This window comes from Rhodospirillaceae bacterium, assembly GCA_040219235.1.
GTDB lineage: Bacteria > Pseudomonadota > Alphaproteobacteria > Rhodospirillales > Rhodospirillaceae > WLXB01.
Genome location: JAVJSV010000016.1, coordinates 110,594 through 127,903, shown reverse-complemented (window position 1 = coordinate 127,903; position 17,310 = coordinate 110,594). Strand labels below are relative to the sequence as shown.

General features: G+C 53.4%; 16 protein-coding genes and 1 tRNA gene. All 17 read right to left on the bottom strand.

The window, feature by feature from the left end; all coding sequences use genetic code 11:
- Positions 1-3 precede the first annotated feature (3 nt).
- On the bottom strand, positions 4-1,557 hold the full coding sequence (locus RIC29_15170; protein ID MEQ8736265.1) for an NADH-quinone oxidoreductase subunit M: 1,554 nt from the start codon (positions 1,555-1,557) through the stop codon (positions 4-6).
- Between the two features lie 4 nt (positions 1,558-1,561).
- Positions 1,562-3,484: an NADH-quinone oxidoreductase subunit L gene (nuoL, locus tag RIC29_15165; protein MEQ8736264.1), complete on the bottom strand. Its 1,923-nt coding sequence runs from the start codon at positions 3,482-3,484 to the stop codon at positions 1,562-1,564.
- A gap of 7 nt (positions 3,485-3,491) precedes the next feature.
- Entirely contained in the window at positions 3,492-3,800 is a 309-nt protein-coding gene (nuoK, locus tag RIC29_15160) for an NADH-quinone oxidoreductase subunit NuoK (GenBank protein ID MEQ8736263.1), read from the bottom strand.
- A gap of 2 nt (positions 3,801-3,802) precedes the next feature.
- The gene (locus tag RIC29_15155) at positions 3,803-4,417 is read right to left on the bottom strand and encodes an NADH-quinone oxidoreductase subunit J (GenBank protein MEQ8736262.1); all 615 of its coding nucleotides are present in this window, start codon (positions 4,415-4,417) and stop codon (positions 3,803-3,805) included.
- A 76-nt stretch (positions 4,418-4,493) separates the two neighbouring features.
- On the bottom strand, positions 4,494-4,982 hold the full coding sequence (gene nuoI, locus RIC29_15150) for an NADH-quinone oxidoreductase subunit NuoI (protein ID MEQ8736261.1): 489 nt from the start codon (positions 4,980-4,982) through the stop codon (positions 4,494-4,496).
- 15 nt (positions 4,983-4,997) lie between these two features.
- On the bottom strand, positions 4,998-6,029 hold the full coding sequence (gene nuoH, locus RIC29_15145; GenBank protein MEQ8736260.1) for an NADH-quinone oxidoreductase subunit NuoH: 1,032 nt from the start codon (positions 6,027-6,029) through the stop codon (positions 4,998-5,000).
- The gene (gene nuoG, locus RIC29_15140; protein ID MEQ8736259.1) at positions 6,022-8,088 is read right to left on the bottom strand and encodes an NADH-quinone oxidoreductase subunit NuoG; all 2,067 of its coding nucleotides are present in this window, start codon (positions 8,086-8,088) and stop codon (positions 6,022-6,024) included. Before nuoG ends, nuoH begins: the two co-directional genes overlap by 8 nt.
- Before the next feature lie 9 nt (positions 8,089-8,097).
- The gene (gene nuoF / locus RIC29_15135; GenBank protein MEQ8736258.1) at positions 8,098-9,387 is read right to left on the bottom strand and encodes an NADH-quinone oxidoreductase subunit NuoF; all 1,290 of its coding nucleotides are present in this window, start codon (positions 9,385-9,387) and stop codon (positions 8,098-8,100) included.
- Positions 9,387-10,097, bottom strand: a complete 711-nt coding sequence (gene nuoE, locus RIC29_15130; protein ID MEQ8736257.1) for an NADH-quinone oxidoreductase subunit NuoE — start codon at positions 10,095-10,097, stop codon at positions 9,387-9,389. The genes nuoF and nuoE overlap by 1 nt, the downstream gene beginning before the upstream one ends.
- A complete protein-coding gene (locus RIC29_15125; GenBank protein MEQ8736256.1) occupies positions 10,094-11,281 on the bottom strand; it encodes an NADH-quinone oxidoreductase subunit D in 1,188 nt (395 codons plus the stop codon). Before RIC29_15125 ends, nuoE begins: the two co-directional genes overlap by 4 nt.
- A 1-nt stretch (position 11,282) precedes the next feature.
- Positions 11,283-11,912 (bottom strand): NADH-quinone oxidoreductase subunit C, encoded by a 630-nt coding sequence (locus RIC29_15120; GenBank protein ID MEQ8736255.1) that lies wholly within the window; start codon positions 11,910-11,912, stop codon positions 11,283-11,285.
- A gap of 23 nt (positions 11,913-11,935) precedes the next feature.
- Positions 11,936-12,490 carry an NADH-quinone oxidoreductase subunit B family protein gene (locus RIC29_15115; protein MEQ8736254.1) on the bottom strand — a complete coding sequence of 185 codons (555 nt, stop codon included), beginning with the start codon at positions 12,488-12,490 and terminating at the stop codon, positions 11,936-11,938.
- Positions 12,481-12,846 carry an NADH-quinone oxidoreductase subunit A gene (locus RIC29_15110; protein ID MEQ8736253.1) on the bottom strand — a complete coding sequence of 122 codons (366 nt, stop codon included), beginning with the start codon at positions 12,844-12,846 and terminating at the stop codon, positions 12,481-12,483. Before RIC29_15110 ends, RIC29_15115 begins: the two co-directional genes overlap by 10 nt.
- Positions 12,847-13,168: 322 nt before the next feature.
- Complete coding sequence (locus RIC29_15105) at positions 13,169-13,957, bottom strand: aspartate dehydrogenase (GenBank protein MEQ8736252.1); 789 nt, start codon at positions 13,955-13,957, stop codon at positions 13,169-13,171.
- Positions 13,958-14,020: 63 nt separating this feature from the next.
- Positions 14,021-14,096, bottom strand: a tRNA-Val gene (locus RIC29_15100).
- Between the two features lie 133 nt (positions 14,097-14,229).
- Positions 14,230-14,505: an HU family DNA-binding protein gene (locus RIC29_15095; protein MEQ8736251.1), complete on the bottom strand. Its 276-nt coding sequence runs from the start codon at positions 14,503-14,505 to the stop codon at positions 14,230-14,232.
- 355 nt (positions 14,506-14,860) lie between these two features.
- The gene (lon, locus tag RIC29_15090) at positions 14,861-17,269 is read right to left on the bottom strand and encodes an endopeptidase La (GenBank protein MEQ8736250.1); all 2,409 of its coding nucleotides are present in this window, start codon (positions 17,267-17,269) and stop codon (positions 14,861-14,863) included.
- Positions 17,270-17,310 lie beyond the last annotated feature (41 nt).

Genomic DNA, 17,310 nt, shown 5'->3' with positions numbered 1-17,310 from the left:
CCCCTATCGGCCCAACGCGACGCGCACGCCATCCGCCAGGCCAAGCATGGCCGTGTTGGCGTCAATCGCTGACTGATAATCGGCAATAAGTTTCGCAACAGAAACATCCATCACACTCAGGAACGACATCGGATAAACGCCCATCCACATCACCACCACACATAAAGGTGCAAAGATGGCAACTTCGCGCGGATTGAGATCGGTCATACCTTTAAGGTCTTCCTTCACCAGCTCGCCATAAATGACGCGCCGGTAGAGATACAGCATATAGGTCGCTCCCAGAATCACGCCGGTCGCGGTAAACAGCGCAACCCACGTATTAACCTGGAACACTCCGGTCAGAACCAGGAACTCGCCGACGAAGCCAGCCGTCCCTGGCAAACCAACGGAGGCCATCATCATCAGCATAAAGACGAGTGCATACTTCGGCATGTTATTGGCCAAGCCACCATAACGGTTGATCTCGCGGGTGTGTAAACGATCGTACACCACTCCCACACAGAGGAATAATGCACCAGAAACAACCCCATGGCTCAGCATCTGATAGATCGCCCCCTCAACAGCCTGCTGCGTCGCGGCAAAAATACCGACGGTCACGAACCCCATATGCGCGACAGAAGAATAAGCAATCAACTTCTTCATATCTTCTTGGGCCAAAGCCACCAAGGATGTGTAGATCACAGCGACAATGGAAAGGCCGTAAATCAATGGCGTAAAGTATTCACTGGCCAGGGGCAGCATCGGCAGAGAGAAGCGCAGGAAGCCATAAGCGCCCATCTTCAGCAATACTCCAGCCAGAATAACCGAGCCTGCCGTTGGCGCTTCCACGTGGGCGTCCGGCAACCAGGTATGCACAGGCCACATCGGCACTTTCACTGCGAATGACGCAAATAAGCCCAGCCACAGCCAGAACTGCATCTGGAACGGGAATTCCGTCGCCATCAGCGTCGGTACGTCTGTAGTACCCGCAACAAAGTACATGGCCAGAATCGCGACCAGCAGCAGCACCGAGCCCATCAGGGTATAGAGGAAGAACTTAAAGGCCGCGTACACGCGCCGCGCCCCACCCCAAATCCCAATGATCAGGAACATAGGGATCAGCACAGCTTCGAAGAACAGGTAGAACAACACCATGTCTAAGGCACAGAACATGCCAATCATCATGGTCTCTAAGATCAGGAACGCGATCATGTATTCCCGCACACGGGTCTTAATCGCATCCCAACTGGCCAACACACAAATCGGCATCAGGAAGGTGGACAGGATGACGAACAGCATAGAAATGCCATCCACTCCCATATGGTAGTTGATCCCAAACAGCGGGAACCACTCAGCCTTCTCCACAAACTGGAAGTCGGCCGTGCTTTTGTCGAAATTCGCCCAGATCAGCAGCGAGACAAGGAACGCCCCAAGCGTAACCCACAACGTCACCCACCGGCAGTTGCGGGCCACAATCTCTGGGTCATCGGCGCGAATCGTCAGCAACAAAAGTACGCCCAGCAAGGGCATAAACGTGACCACGCTCAGCAGCGGTAAACTTTCAGCAAATCCGTTCATCTGCTCAGCCCCCCACCACAATCCACGATACGAATAAGGCAACGCCAATGATCATCGCGAACGCATAGTGATAGAGATAACCAGACTGAACAGCGCCAAGCTTGCGCGCGCCATTGGCAATGGAGGATGAAATGCCATCAGGACCAAAGCGGTCAATGATGCCTTGATCGCCTTTCTTCCAAAGTTTGTCACCAATCCAAAAGGCCGGGCGCACAAACAGGAAGTCATAAAGCTCGTCGAAGTACCATTTGTTCAGCAGGAATTGATAAACGCCAGGGAACTCCGCAGCCAGTTTTGCTGGCATATCTGGCTTCCGCATATACATTTGGAACGACACAGCTAGGCCAATCGCCGTCACAACCAATGGCGACCACACCACCCACGCCGGTACATGATGCGCGTCTTCAACAGCATCTGCCCCAACCACGGCCAGCGCATCACGCCAGAAGTCTAGTCGGCCATCGCCGACAAACACATCATAGCCAACCATGCCAGCAAAGATGGCACCAAGGGCCAGACCAGCCAGGGGAATCGTCATAGACAATGGGCTCTCATGGACATGGTCCATCACATCCTTATCCGCACGCGGCTTGCCGTGGAACGTCATGAACAACAGCCGCCCAGAATAGAATGCCGTTAGCAACGCCGCGCCAATGCCCATCACAAAGGCATAGGTGCCCACGCTGGAATGTGCCGCGTAAGCCGCTTCAAGCACGAGGTCCTTAGAATAGTATCCCGCAAAAGGCGGCACCGCGACCAAAGCCAACGTGCCAATCCACATCATCGCATAGGTGAACTTAATGTGCTTCCAGATGCCACCCATCTTGCGCATGTCTTGCTCGTCGGACATGGCGTGAATGACCGACCCTGAGCCAAGGAAAAGTAAAGCTTTAAACCAGGCGTGAGTCATCAGGTGGAAGATGGCGGCTGAATAGGCCCCGACACCACAGGCAAAAAACATATAGCCCAACTGCGAACAGGTCGAATAGGCTATCACGCGCTTGATATCGTTCTGTACACAGCCAATGGTGGCCGCAAAAAAGGCTGTCGAAGCCCCAACAATGGTCACAACTTGCAACGCCGATGGGGCATATTCAAACACCGGCGACATCCGTGCCACCAGGAACACACCCGCCGTCACCATGGTTGCGGCATGAATCAACGCCGACACCGGTGTCGGACCTTCCATGGCATCTGGCAACCAGGTGTGCAGCAACAACTGAGCTGACTTGCCCATGGCACCGACAAACAGCAGCAGCGAGATCAATGTTAGCGCATGCCCTTCAATGCCAAAGAACGTTACCCTGTCATCCACATGGTTCGGCACCGCATTAAAAATCGCGTCAAACGTGACCGCGTCAAACAGCATGTAAATGCCAAAGATCCCCAGCAGGAAGCCAAAGTCTCCAACCCGGTTGACCACAAACGCTTTGATGGCCGCCGCGTTAGCCGAGGGCTTCTTAAACCAGAACCCGATCAGCAGGTAGGAGACAACGCCGACGCCTTCCCAGCCAAAGAACAACTGCACCAGGTTATCGGCGGTCACCAGCATCAGCATCGCAAAGGTAAACAGCGACAGATACGCCATAAACCGGGGCTTCGAGTCATCATGGCTCATGTAGCCAACCGAGTAGACGTGAATCAGTGTGGACACACAGGTCACCGTCATCACCATGACAGCAGACAAAGTGTCAAAACGCAGCGCCCAGGATGTTTCAAAGGTGCCGGAGTTAATCCAGCTCATCAGTGTCACAACGCGCTCGTTGCCGCCAATCGCCACATCAAAGAACAGTGGGATCGATAAAACAGCAGCGGACCCAACGCCCACGCATGTCACAACCTGAGAGGCCCGGTCACCAATCTGGCGGCCAAAGAACCCAGCGATAAGTGCCCCTAACAGAGGCAGGAAAATTGCGGCAGCTTCCATGATGCCCCTACCCCTTCAACTCGTTAATATCTTCCACCGCGATAGACCGGTGAGAACGATAGAACACCACAACAATGGCCAAGCCGATGGCCGCTTCAGCGGCGGCAACAGTTAGCACCAGCATGGTGAAAATTTGCCCAACCAAATCACCGAGGTAGGCCGAGAACGCGACGAAATTGATGTTCACCGCCAACAGCATCAACTCGATCGACATCAAAATAACGATCAGGTTTTTCCGGTTAAGGAAAATCCCAAAGATACCGAGCGTAAACAAAATCGCAGCAACAGTGAGAAAGTGCGCGAGACTGACAACCATAATTATAGCCCCTTCCCTGACTCGACCTTAACGATCTCAAGGGTGTCTTCAGGGCGACGGGCATTCTGGTCCGCAATCACTTGCTTACGCACGCCTGCACGAGAACGGTGCGTCAGAACAATAGATCCAATCATAGCCACCAGCAGAATTAATCCGGAGGCCTGGAAGACGTAGAGATAATCCGTATATAGAATCTGACCAATAGCTTCGGTGTTCGTAATCACCGCAGGGTCGGGCGTTGGCGCAGCACGCATGGCCTCTGCACTGTCAGAAACCTGCCACGCCACGAACACGGTGACCAGTTCAGCCAGCAACAGTCCCCCGACGAGAAGACCCGCGGGCAAATACTTCAGGAACCCTTCCCGCACCACCGTAATGTTGATGTCGAGCATCATCACCACAAACAGGAACAACACCGCGACAGCACCCACGTACACTACGACCAAAATCATCGCGACGAATTCAGCACCCAGCAGAACAAACAGTCCGGCGCCATTGAAGAACGTGAAAATCAACCACAGCACAGAGTGAACAGGGTTCTTCTGAAAAATAACGTTCAGCGCCCCAATAACCGCAAGGGCCGCGAACAGATAAAACGCCAGCGTAGCCGCAATCATCGCGCGCCCCCGATGGTGCATACCGTCTTTTTAGTGTTAACCTGCTGCATTCGTCTTCCCCGTCGTCTGACCTGAATTACCGGTAAGGTGCGTCGAGCTCGAGCCGCTTTGCGAGCTCAGACTCCCACCGGTCACCATTGGCCAGCAGCTTATCTTTGTTGTAGAGCAATTCTTCCCGCGTCTCGGTCGCGAACTCAAAGTTCGGACCTTCGACAATGGCATCTACCGGGCAAGCTTCTTCGCAGAAACCGCAATAGATACATTTGGTCATATCAATGTCGTAACGCGTTGTGCGTCGACTGCCATCTTCGCGCGGCACCGCTTCAATGGTGATGGCTTGTGCCGGACAAATGGCTTCACACAGTTTGCAGGCGATGCAGCGCTCTTCACCATTGGGATAACGACGCAAGGCGTGCTCCCCTCTGAAGCGCGGGCTCAATGGCCCTTTTTCAAACGGGTAGTTAATGGTCACTTTCGGACCAAACATATACTTCAGCGTCAACCACATGCCACTCAGCAATTCACTGAGCAGAAAAGAACGCGCGGTACGATCAAAAGATGCCATGGCTAAGTCCGTTCCTTATGCCGGCAATTTATCAAAGTAGACGAGGAAACCGGCTGTCAGCACCAACCAAATCAGCGACAGCGGCAAGAACACTTTCCATCCCAGGCGCATCAGTTGGTCATAGCGATATCGTGGGAAGGTTGCCCGGACCCAGATGAACACAAACAAGCAGAAAGCGATTTTGGCCGCGAACCAGACCACGCCCGGTATCATGTTCAACGGAGCAACGTCATACGGGGGCAACCAACCGCCGAGGAACAGAATGGTCACCATGCCGCTCATCATAATCATGTTGGCGTATTCGCCCAGGAAGAACAGAGCAAATGACATCGATGAGTATTCGGTCATGAAGCCAGCGACCAGTTCTGACTCAGCCTCTGGCAAGTCAAACGGGTGACGGTTTGTTTCCGCCAATACTGAGATAAAGAATACAATGAACATTGGCAGGTGCGGAATAAAGTACCAGCCCGGCAGGAAGCCAAACAATGGCTCCGATTGTGCCTGAACCAGTTCACTCAAATTTAAAGTCCCGGCAGTCACTAGAACCGTAATCATGATGAAACCGATGGAGACTTCGTACGACACCATTTGCGCGGCAGAGCGCATCGCGCCCAAAAACGCATAGCGCGAGTTAGAGGCCCAACCCGCCATCACCACGCCATAGACGCCAAGTGATGAAATCGCAAACAGATACAGCACACCGACGTTCAGGTCGGAGATCACCCAACCCGCATTCACGGGAATAACGGCCCAGGCCAGCATCGCCAGCGAGAAGGTCACCATCGGTGCCAGGAAGAAGACCATCGGGCTCGCCCCGGATGGCAACACTGTTTCTTTGGTTAAAAGCTTTAGGGCATCCGCAATCGGTTGCAGCAATCCAAACCAGCCCACAACGTTCGGGCCAATCCGCATTTGCATCGCCCCAATAATACGGCGTTCAGCGTAAGTGAGATAAGCGACACTCACCAGAATAGGAACCATAAACATCAGGATCTGAATTACGATCCAGAGCACAGGCCAAATGTAACCTGTCCATAACTCAGCCATAGGTGCCCGTCACTTTCCCGGACTTGCCGATCACAAACTCTTGGGTGCATTGCGCCATCGTACGTGAGGCGCGACTGATCGGGTCTGTCTGATAATAGTTCGTTACAGGCGACACCAAAGGTGTAGCCTCGATAGCGCCTGCTGTGCCAAACGCAGACCAATCTTCAACGATAACTTCATCAATATGCGTGAAGATAGAATTACACTCGGCCAAAGCCGCACGCACTTGATCCAACGAGTCATACGGCAGTGTTTTGCCGAGGCTGTCAGACAGCGCACGAACAATAGACCAGTCTTCGCGCGCATCACCGGGCGGGAAAATTGCCCGCTGCCCCAATTGAGGGCGACCCTCGGTGTTCACATACGTGCCGCTCTTTTCGGTATAGGCCGCACCCGGCAGAATAACATCAGCCACATGGGCACCGGCGTCCCCGTGATGACCTTGATAGATGACAAACGCGTTTTTCAGCTTCGTTGTATCAATTTCGTCTGCGCCGAGCAGGTAAACGACCTCAATCGCACCAGAGGCCGCAGCATCCAAAATAGCGCGCGTGTCTTTGCCGTGCTCGCCGGGCACAAATCCAACATCCAGCGCTCCAACACGTGCTGCAGCCGTATGAAGAACGTTAAAGCCATTCCAATCGCCGGACACCATACCCGTCGCTTCTGCAAGCTTATAACCTGCCGCGAGAAGTGCGGCTCCATCCGCACGGGTCAGCGCGCCCATACCAAACACAACCATGGGACGCTCTGCATCTTTCAAAGTTTTTGCGAAAGCATGGGTGCCGTCAGCAACCTGCGCCAGCACGTCCGCTGTTTCACCCAAGTGCTCATAGGGATAGGTCAGGTCAGCACCTTCCCCAATGACTGCGATCTTAACACCACCGGCCAAATACCGTTTGCGGAGGCGCGCGTTTAAAATCGGTGCTTCCTTGCGGGGGTTCGTGCCAACCAACAAAATGGCGTCGGCATCTTCAATCCCCGAGATGGTCGTGTTGAACAGGTAGGAGCTGCGCACCTTCGGGTCCAACACTGCGCCATCTTGACGACAATCCATATGTGGTGAGCCCAAAGCCCCCATCAGATCTTTCAATGCCAGCGTCGATTCACAATCAACCGTATCCCCAACCAGGGCCGCGATTTTATCACCACTGAGTCCGGAGACTTTTTCAGCGATTGCAGCAAAAGCTTCTGACCACTCTGCTGGCTGAAGTTTGCCATCGCGACGCACATAAGGCTGATCGAGGCGCTGGTACTTCAGTCCGTCGCACGCGTTGCGTGACTTATCCGCCAGCCACTCTTCGTTCACCCACTCATTCAGGCGCGGCAGAACGCGCATCACTTCGCGGCCACGGCTATCAACGCGAATGTTGCTACCCACCGCATCCATAACATCGACGGATTCCGTTTTACGCAGCTCCCAGGAGCGGGCGGTAAACGCATACGGTTTATTCGTCAGTGCGCCAACGGGACAAAGATCAACAACGTTGCCCGATAACTCAGAGGTCAACGCCCCTTCTAGATAGGTTGTAATTTCGGTATCTTCGCCACGCCCCGTTGCGCCAATTTCGGTAACGCCGGCAATCTCCTCGGCAAACCGCACACATCGCGTGCAGTGAATACACCGGGTCATAATCGTCGAAACAATCGGCCCCATGTACTTGTCTTTAACGGCCCGCTTTTGCTCTCCATAGCGTCCACGGTCATACCCAAAAGCCAAGGCTTGATCTTGCAGATCACACTCACCGCCCTGGTCACAAATCGGACAATCCAAGGGGTGATTGATCAGCAGAAATTCCATCACGCCATTGCGCGCTTTAACAGCCTTCTCGGATTTGGTGTGCACCACCATCCCCTCGCCGACCGGCATGGCACAGGACGCCACCGGTTTGGGTGACTTTTCAACTTCAACCAAACACATGCGGCAGTTGCCAGCGATGGACAAGCGGTCGTGATAACAGAACCTGGGAATCTCCGCGCCCGCTTCTTCAGCGGCCTGCATGATGGTAATCCCGGGTTCTACTTCTATCTCGACCCCGTCAATAGTGAGCTTAGGCATACCTTGTCCTTACGCCGCACGCGGCAATTTGCCGTCACGATAGTCTTTGATGCGTTGTTCTAATTCAGGTCTGAAATGCCGGATCAATCCCTGCACCGGCCAAGCGGCCGCATCCCCAAGAGCACAAATCGTATGCCCTTCGATCTGATAGGAGACCTGTTCCAGCATATCAATTTCTTCAAGCGACGCTTCGCCCGTCACCATCCGCTTCATCACCCGATACAGCCACCCCGTCCCTTCACGACACGGCGTGCACTGTCCGCAACTTTCGTGTTTATAAAAGGCAGACAGACGTGTGATCGAAGCAATCATATCGGCGGATTTATCCATCACCATAACGGCGGCAGTCCCAAGACCCGACTTCACGTCGCGCAGAGAATCAAAATCCATCAGAACAGTGTCGCAGATTTCTTTCGGCAAACACGGCACAGAACTCCCGCCGGGAATAATTGCCTGAAGATTATCCCATCCGCCAATGACGCCACCGCAATGCTTGTCGATGAGCTCCTTCAGCGGAATGCTCATCTCTTCTTCCACATTGCATGGACGGTTCACATGGCCAGAAATGCAGAAAACTTTTGTGCCCGTATTGTTGGGTCGGCCAAAACCAGCAAACCATGACGCACCGCGTCTCAAAATTGTTGGGGCAACCGCGATGCTCTCAACATTGTTTACCGTCGTCGGGCAACCGTACAAACCAACGCCAGCCGGAAACGGTGGCTTCAGTCTTGGCTGACCCTTTTTACCTTCGAGGCTTTCGATCAAGGCTGTTTCTTCGCCGCAGATGTAAGCCCCCGCGCCGCGATGCAGGTATAGATCAAAGTCCCACCCCGAGCCGCAGGCATTTTTACCAATCAAACCGGCTTCGTAAGCCTCATCAATGGCCACCTGCAGGTTCGAGGCTTCCTGATAGAACTCACCGCGAATGTAGATGTAGCAGGCATGCGCATTCATCGCGAAGCTGGCCAGCAAGCACCCTTCCACCAGCTTGTGCGGGTCAAACCGCATCATGTCGCGGTCTTTACAGGTGCCGGGCTCGCCCTCGTCCGCATTCACCACAAGATAATGCGGACGCTCACCAACCGTCTTGGGCATGAAGGACCACTTCAGGCCCGTCGGGAAACCAGCGCCGCCACGACCACGCAGCCCAGAGGCTTTCATCTCATCAATGATCCATTCCTGGCCCATCGCCATCAGGTCTTTGGTTCCATCCCAATCGCCACGAGCACGGGCGCCAGCGAGGCCCCAGTCGTGCTCGCCATAGAGATTGGTGAAAATGCGGTCTTTATCTTGCAACATCACGCGTTTTCCTTGGCCTTCATTTCGGCCTCTTTCGCTTTGCGAGCGGCCTCTTTGGCCTCTTCATACTTCTGCTTTGCAGATGCCAGATCTTGCATCTGCGGCGGTGAGTTTGGATCCTCGGTCAACGTCGAGCGCTGTCCTTCCGGCTCCGCCCCTTGGCGGCCAGCGGCGGACCCTGGCTCAGGTGGAGTGCCCGCTTTAATGGCCTCAATCAACGAGGCCATGCGGTCATAATCCAGGTCTTCGTAATAATCATCGCCGACGGCAACCACCGGCGCATTCACACAGGCACCTGCGCATTCCACTTCGCTCAACGTGAACGCCCCATCAGGTGTTGTCCCACCGAACTTTATGCCCAGTTTATCTTCGCACGCCTTCACCACATCATCGGACCCGCGCAACCAGCACGACAGACTCGTGCACACTTGCAGATGACATTTGCCAACGGGGTGAAGGTTGAACATCGTGTAAAAGGTCGCGACCTCAAGCACCCGGATCACCGGCATGCTCAACATCTCGGCAACCACTTCGATCGCAGGCTTCGTCACCCAGCCCTCTTGGCGTTGCGCAAGATCCAGCAAAGGAATGACCGCGCTTTGCTGGCGCCCTTTTGGATACTTGGCAATAATTCTTTCGGCCCGTGCTTTACTCTCGTCCGTAAATGCGAAGTGCTCTGGTTGCTCTTTGGCAAGGTTACGCGTGCTCATCGGTCGACCTCACCGAACACAATATCAAGGGACCCCAGCACCGCTGGGACGTCCGCCAACATGTGACCGCGCAGCATGAAATCCATGCCCTGCATATGCACAAAGCCTGGGGCACGAATGCGACAGCGATAAGGCTTATTAGACCCATCAGAAACCAGATAAACTGCAAACTCACCTTTGGGCGCTTCTACGGCCGCATAGGTTTCCCCGCGCGGCACATGATAGCCCTCAGTGTACAGCTTGAAGTGATGGATCAAGGCTTCCATTGAGCCTTTCATATCGCCCCGGGGTGGCGGGCTGATCTTGCGGTCTTGAACTTTCACCGGACCAGTCGGCATCTTTTTCAAACACTGATGAATGATGCGCAGCGACTCACGCATTTCAGCAACACGCACGATATAGCGGTCGTAGCAATCGCCATGCTTACCGATGGGGATGTCGAAATCCATTTCGTCATAGCCGTCATAAGGCTGGGCTTTTCGCAAATCCCACGCATATCCACTGGCCCGCAGGTTCGGCCCGGTGAAGCCCCAGTCCAGCGCCTCTTCCTTGCTAACGGTTCCAATATCGACGGTGCGTTGTTTAAAAATCCGGTTATTGGTTAACAGGCCCTCCATGTCGTCGAGGACTTTCGGAAAATTCTCAGCCCATGCGGCAATCCGTTCGGCCAATCCCGGCGGCAAGTCTCTGGCAACGCCCCCCGGACGCACATAAGCCGCGTGCATGCGGGCCCCCGAAACATCGTCGTAAAAGCCCATCAGCTTTTCGCGCTCTTCAAAGGTCCACAGAAACGGCGTCATGGCACCAACGTCCATGGCGTAGGACGCAATGTTCATGATGTGATTCAAAATGCGCGTCAGCTCGCAGAACAACATACGAATATACTGGCCGCGCTTCGGCACATCGATGCCGAGCAGGCGCTCAACCGCAATCGCATACGCCTGCTCTTGGTTCATCGGCGACACGTAATCAAGGCGGTCAAAATACGGCACCGCCTGCAGATAGGTTTTGTGTTCAATCAGCTTTTCCGTGCCGCGATGGAGTAACCCGATATGCGGATCAACACGATCAATCGTCTCGCCCCCCATCTCCAGCACCAAACGCAATACGCCGTGCGCCGCCGGATGCTGTGGCCCGAAGTTAACGGTGTAGTTCTCAATCTCGGCTTCTATGGATTCAGCCATCTTAGGATGCTTTCTCATCGCCCGGGAGCATTTGCTGGTGTGCGTGTTCGGCACCCTCCCATGGACTCATGAAGTCAAAAGTGCGGAAATCTTGGGTCAGTTTAACCGGCTCATAGACGACCCGTTTTTGGGTTTCGTCGTAACGCACTTCAACATAGCCGGTGAGCGGAAAGTCTTTGCGTTGGGGATGTCCATCAAAACCGTAATCGGTCAAAATACGGCGCAAGTCAGGATGATCCGAGAAGAACACGCCATACATGTCCCAAATTTCGCGTTCGAACCAATCAGCGCAGGAAAAAATACTCGCCACAGAAGGCACCGTCGTGTCTTCGCTTGCTGCCACCTTAACCCGCACACGCAGGTTCTGCTTCATACTGAGCAGATGATAAACAACTTCAAAACGCTTTTCGCGATCGAGAAAATCAACACCACAGATATCGACCAATTGTGTAAACTGACAATTGCTGTCATCGCGTAAATGCTTGAGCACTTTAACAATGGAGGGCGGTTGCACCCATACCGTTAAGTCTTCCCGCTCAACCGTCGCACTGATGATGTCATCCGTTAGCGACAAACTGAGAGCTTCCGCCAAGTCGGCCAGCGCCGATGTGTTTTCTGAATTTTTTTCCATCCGCCTTCTCCTTGATCGTCTGCTTAACGATCCAATGTGCCGACACGGCGGATTTTTTTGTGCAACTGCAGAATACCGTACAACAAGGCTTCAGCGGTAGGCGGGCATCCCGGCACATAAATATCGACCGGCACAACGCGGTCACAACCGCGCACGACGGAATAAGAGTAATGATAGTAGCCCCCGCCGTTTGCGCAGGACCCCATAGAGATCACCCAGCGCGGCTCGGGCATTTGATCGTAAACTTTGCGCAGTGCAGGTGCCATTTTATTGGTCAAGGTACCAGCAACGATCATCACGTCAGACTGCCGTGGGCTCGGACGAAACACCATGCCGAAGCGATCAAGATCATAACGCGCCATGGCGGAATGCATCATCTCAACAGCGCAACAGGCCAAACCGAACGACATCGGCCACATCGAGCCAGTGCGCGCCCAATTGGCAAGCTTATCGACCGATGACAACACAAAGCCCTTGCTTTGCAGTTCTTCCGCCACGCGGGCGACGACATTTTGATCTGCATCCGTGGTGGCCCGGATTGGATCGCTTTCGACTTGAGCCGGAATCGTCACTCCCATTCCAGAGCTCCTTTTCGCCATTCGTAAATAAAGCCGACGGTTAACACGCCCAGAAACACCATCATCGACCAGAATCCGAACATCCCGATGTCAGACAAGCTCACCGCCCACGGAAAGAGGAAGGCAACTTCCAAGTCAAAAATAATGAAGAGAATGGCGACCAGATAAAACCGCACGTCAAACTTAGAGCGGGTATCGTCAAAAGGTTCGAAACCGCACTCATAAGCAGATGTTTTTTCAGGGTCAGGATTCGAAGGGCCCGCAATCAATGAGGCGATCACAATCACCAGCGCCAAACCAAACGCGATGCCCATAAATATCAAGATCGGCAAATACTCGGTCAACAGGTCTTGCATGCGTTTCTCGGTCCCATTTGGTTAACCCAAGATGAGGGCCAAACCCTTATTTTTGTCATTCTATCCTCAAGACACTCAGACTCTTTTCTGCGAACCAATCTTAACGTTCGCAACGGTTTTTGAATGTCCTTGACCCGGCGTTGGTGTAGCCGTTGCTGCGTAGACAAGTCAAGCCAACTTACCTCTACCTCACGCTCAACTTAGCCCTAACTTAACCATTGACAAATATGGGTTTTCTGCGGTTTCGGGCCGCATTACCGGACGTCGTCATACGACTCTGGAAAGAACCTTAATTTGCGGCGAAATCAATTCGCCATATCCGTCAAATAACAAGCGTCTCTGTCAACCGGTCCAATTGGCGCATGATGCTCAAAGCGGCCAAATATGAGGTCTTTGGATTGTCCGGCGATGGTTCGGCCTGAACTTCCACGTTCAGGATACCAAAAGCGCCCTCTGCCGTAATTTTATGGATGTTGCGCGACACCGTTGGGTCCGCAATCAGCTCGACCCTGGTGTCATCCAGCCCCAGGCCGGCGAGCGCCACAGCCGCAGCCACATTGGCATTTTTGGGAAATGCCAGGGCCGCCGCGCGGGATGTCCCGGTAAAGAGAACCGTCGCCTCTGTGATCGCACCAAGATCAATTCCCGCTACGCCCGGTGCTCCGGACCAGGATTGCGGCGGCTTGCGCGTTGTCAAACTGACCGACGTGAGCCCCGCCGTCTTTGCCGCCGTTATGGCATCTAAACCGGCCAACGCCCCTGCTGGAATCAAGATTTTCGCGCCGTTTTGCGAGGCTTTTGTCTGTAATTCCTCTGTCAAAGCATCATTGGCCAAGGCCCCGACCGAGATGATCATCAGGTCAATACCCGCGCTCAGAATGGCCGGGCCATGCGCTTGAACCGCTTGCTGGCCGGCACATTCAACCACCAGGCTGGGCTTGAGCGCCAAAACTTTTGAGAGTTCTAAGAAGGTCGGGTGTTGCCCGACGCTTGGCCCATCTTCTGGCGTGACCGCCGCACCGACAATCGACAGCCGTCCCCCCGATGCCTCGCAGTGACGTGTCACAATGCCAGCAATTGCGCCATTTCCGATCAGGCCAAGCTTCACCATAGCATCCTCCACAAAAAAACAGGGCCATTCCCCTCTATTGGGTTGGCCCCGCTTTTGTAAAAATGGTGGGCGATGACAGGTTCGAACTGCCGATCTTCTCGGTGTAAACGAGATGCTCTTCCAGCTGAGCTAATCGCCCTTAATATTCTGCCTCTATAACAGCAAGCGCCGCACACTATGCCAGCTTTATCAAAATGAAAAGTCTCAAGAAACGAAAAGTGCCGGCTGCGTTAACAACCGGCACTTGTGCGGAACCCTTATAGACTGGCCGTCTATTTGTTCACCGCATCCTTGAGGCCCTTGCCTGCCTTAAACTTAGGCTGCTTGGACGCAGGGATTTGGATTTTTTCACCGGTACGGGGATTGCGGCCTTCGCTTGCCGCACGATTGGCAACACTGAAGGTCCCGAAACCAACCAAACGGACTTCGCCGCCTGATTTGAGTGAGGCAGTAATTGTATCGAATACGCTATCCACTGACTTAGCGGCATCTGCCTTCGTCAATCCGGTACCGTCTGCCACTGCGGCAATCAGGTCGTTTTTATTCATGTTTGACCCCTTAATCTGTAAGTCTATTGGGTGAATCTAAATGAGAACATCCCAGCTACGTTATGGTGTTCTCTAACGACCACGGTTTTTTCACAATCAGGCATTTTCACAATCAGCTCAAAAACCGCAGTTTCTCAACGCTGGGATGGTCTGGAGTTTGCTTCCGGATACCTTCGTCGTCAATCCATCGACTCCTAAAAAACCAAGGAAAACTGTGGAAAACTGCCGAAAAATGCACTTTTAGGGATGTCAAGTTGGGAAAAACCGTATTTTTCACGAAAAAGCCCGGATCTTCAAGGCGAAAACCTTGAGAATCCGGGCTTTTTATAGTCATAAAAGACTCGGGCGAACCGCCTTAATGCGTGACCAGAACGTCGTCGTCCGCATCCCCATCTTTGCTCGTTGGCGTTGGCTCATCACTGTCATCGTCCTCAAGACTCAATGGCACCAACGGCCGGGTCAAAGCCTTCTCGAGAACTTCATCAGCGGTTGAGACCGGAATGATTTTCAAATCCCGTTTCACGTTATCTGGAATCTCTTCCAGGTCTTTCTCATTCTCTTTTGGAATCAACACCGTCTTGATACCACCGCGCAACGCGGCCAGCAGTTTCTCCTTGAGGCCGCCAATTGGCAGCACCCGGCCGCGTAACGTGATCTCGCCCGTCATGGCAATATCTTTACGCACCGGAATTCCGGTCAACGCCGAAACGATGGACGTGCACATCCCCACACCAGCAGACGGGCCGTCCTTTGGTGTTGCGCCTTCCGGCACATGCAAGTGAATATCATTCTTTTCAAAGACACGCGGTTTGATGCCATAAACCAAAGCCCGGCTGCGCACAAACGAACGCGCCGCCTGGATGGATTCCTTCATCACATCGCCAAGTTTACCGGTCAGTGTTACCTGCCCTTTACCTGGCATGACCACGGCTTCAATCGACAGCAACTCACCACCGACTTCAGTCCACGCCAAGCCTGTCACGACGCCAACCAGGTCTTCCCGCTCGGCTTCGCCATAGCGGTACTTTTTGATGCCAGCGTATTTTTTTAGATTTTGGCGCGTGACTTTGATGCTCTCAAGTTCATCAACAATGATCTCTTTGGTGGCCTTGCGGATCAAACGCGCGAGTTCACGTTCCAGGCTACGGACGCCAGCTTCACGGGTGTAGTAACGGATCAGGTCACGCAGCGCCTGTTCTGAAATGCTCCACTCGTGCTCCTTCAAACCGTGAACTTCGATCTGCTTGCTGATCAAGTGACGCTTGGCAATCTCCAGCTTTTCGTCTTCCGTGTAACCGGACAACCGGATGATCTCCATGCGATCCAGCAGTGGTCCGGGCATGCGCAGCGAGTTGGATGTGGTCAGGAACAGAACATCTGAAAGGTCGTAATCGACTTCAAGATAGTGATCTTGGAAAGTCGCATTCTGTTCGGGATCAAGCACTTCAAGCAACGCCGATGACGGATCACCACGCCAGTCATTACCAAGCTTGTCAATCTCATCGAGCAGGAACAAGGGGTTGGACGTTTTCGCCTTCTTCATGCCCTGAATAATTTTACCGGGCATGGACCCAATGTAAGTCCGGCGGTGACCACGCACTTCTGCCTCGTCACGCACCCCACCCAATGACATCCGCACAAAGTTGCGGCCTGTCGCCTTGGCCACAGATTTGCCGAGCGATGTTTTACCAACACCCGGAGGACCGACGAGACACAAAATCGGGCCTTTGAGTTTCTTGGTCCGTTGTTGCACAGCGAGATATTCGATAATGCGTTCTTTGACCTTATCGAGACCAAAGTGGTCCTTGTCCAACTGGTCTTCGGCAACTTTAAGGTCTTTGTTGACCTTCGAGCGCTTCTTCCACGGAATGTCAGTGATCCATTCGAGGTAATTGCGGACCACCGTCGCCTCTGCCGACATTGGGCTCATCGCCTTAAGCTTCTTAAGCTCGGCCACAGCTTTTTCGCGTGCTTCCTTGGGCATCCGCGATTTGGCAATTTTTTCTTCATACTCGGACGCTTCATCACGCCCGTCTTCGGTTTCACCGAGCTCTTTCTGAATGGCCTTCATTTGCTCATTCAAATAATACTCGCGCTGGGTTTTCTCCATCTGACGTTTAACCCGGTTGCGAATACGTTTTTCAACCTGAAGAACGCTGATTTCGCCTTCCATCACGCCGTAAATTTTCTCAAGGCGCTCAGCGACCGTACCAAGCTCTAACAATTCCTGTTTGTCAGAAATTTTAAGCGCCAGATGCGATGCAACCGTATCCGCGAGCTTGGCAGGCTCTTCAATCTGATTGATCGACACCAACACTTCCGGCGGAATCTTTTTGTTCAGTTTGATGTACTGCTCAAACTCAGTGACCACCGAGCGCGCCAAAGCTTCAAGGTCCGGCTCTTCATCCGCCTCTTCAGCAAAAGCCTCGGCATAAGCTTCAAAAAACTCGGTGTTTTCTTTGTAGCCGACAATCTTGGCCCGTTGCCCGCCTTCGACCAGTACTTTCACGGTCCCATCTGGCAGTTTCAAAAGCTGCAACACCGTCGAAATGGTGCCAATCTCATATATGTCGTCAGCAGCTGGATCGTCCACAGCCGCATCACGTTGGGCAACAAGCATGATTTGCTTATCATCCCCCATGACATCTTCCAGGGCCTTCACTGATTTTTCACGCCCCACGAAGAGCGGCACAATCATATGCGGAAAAACCACAATATCGCGCAGCGGCAGAACTGGATAAAGCTGACCTTTATTGGAACTCACGTGTTTTACCTCGCTAAATGGCGCATCCAGGGGAAGAACGC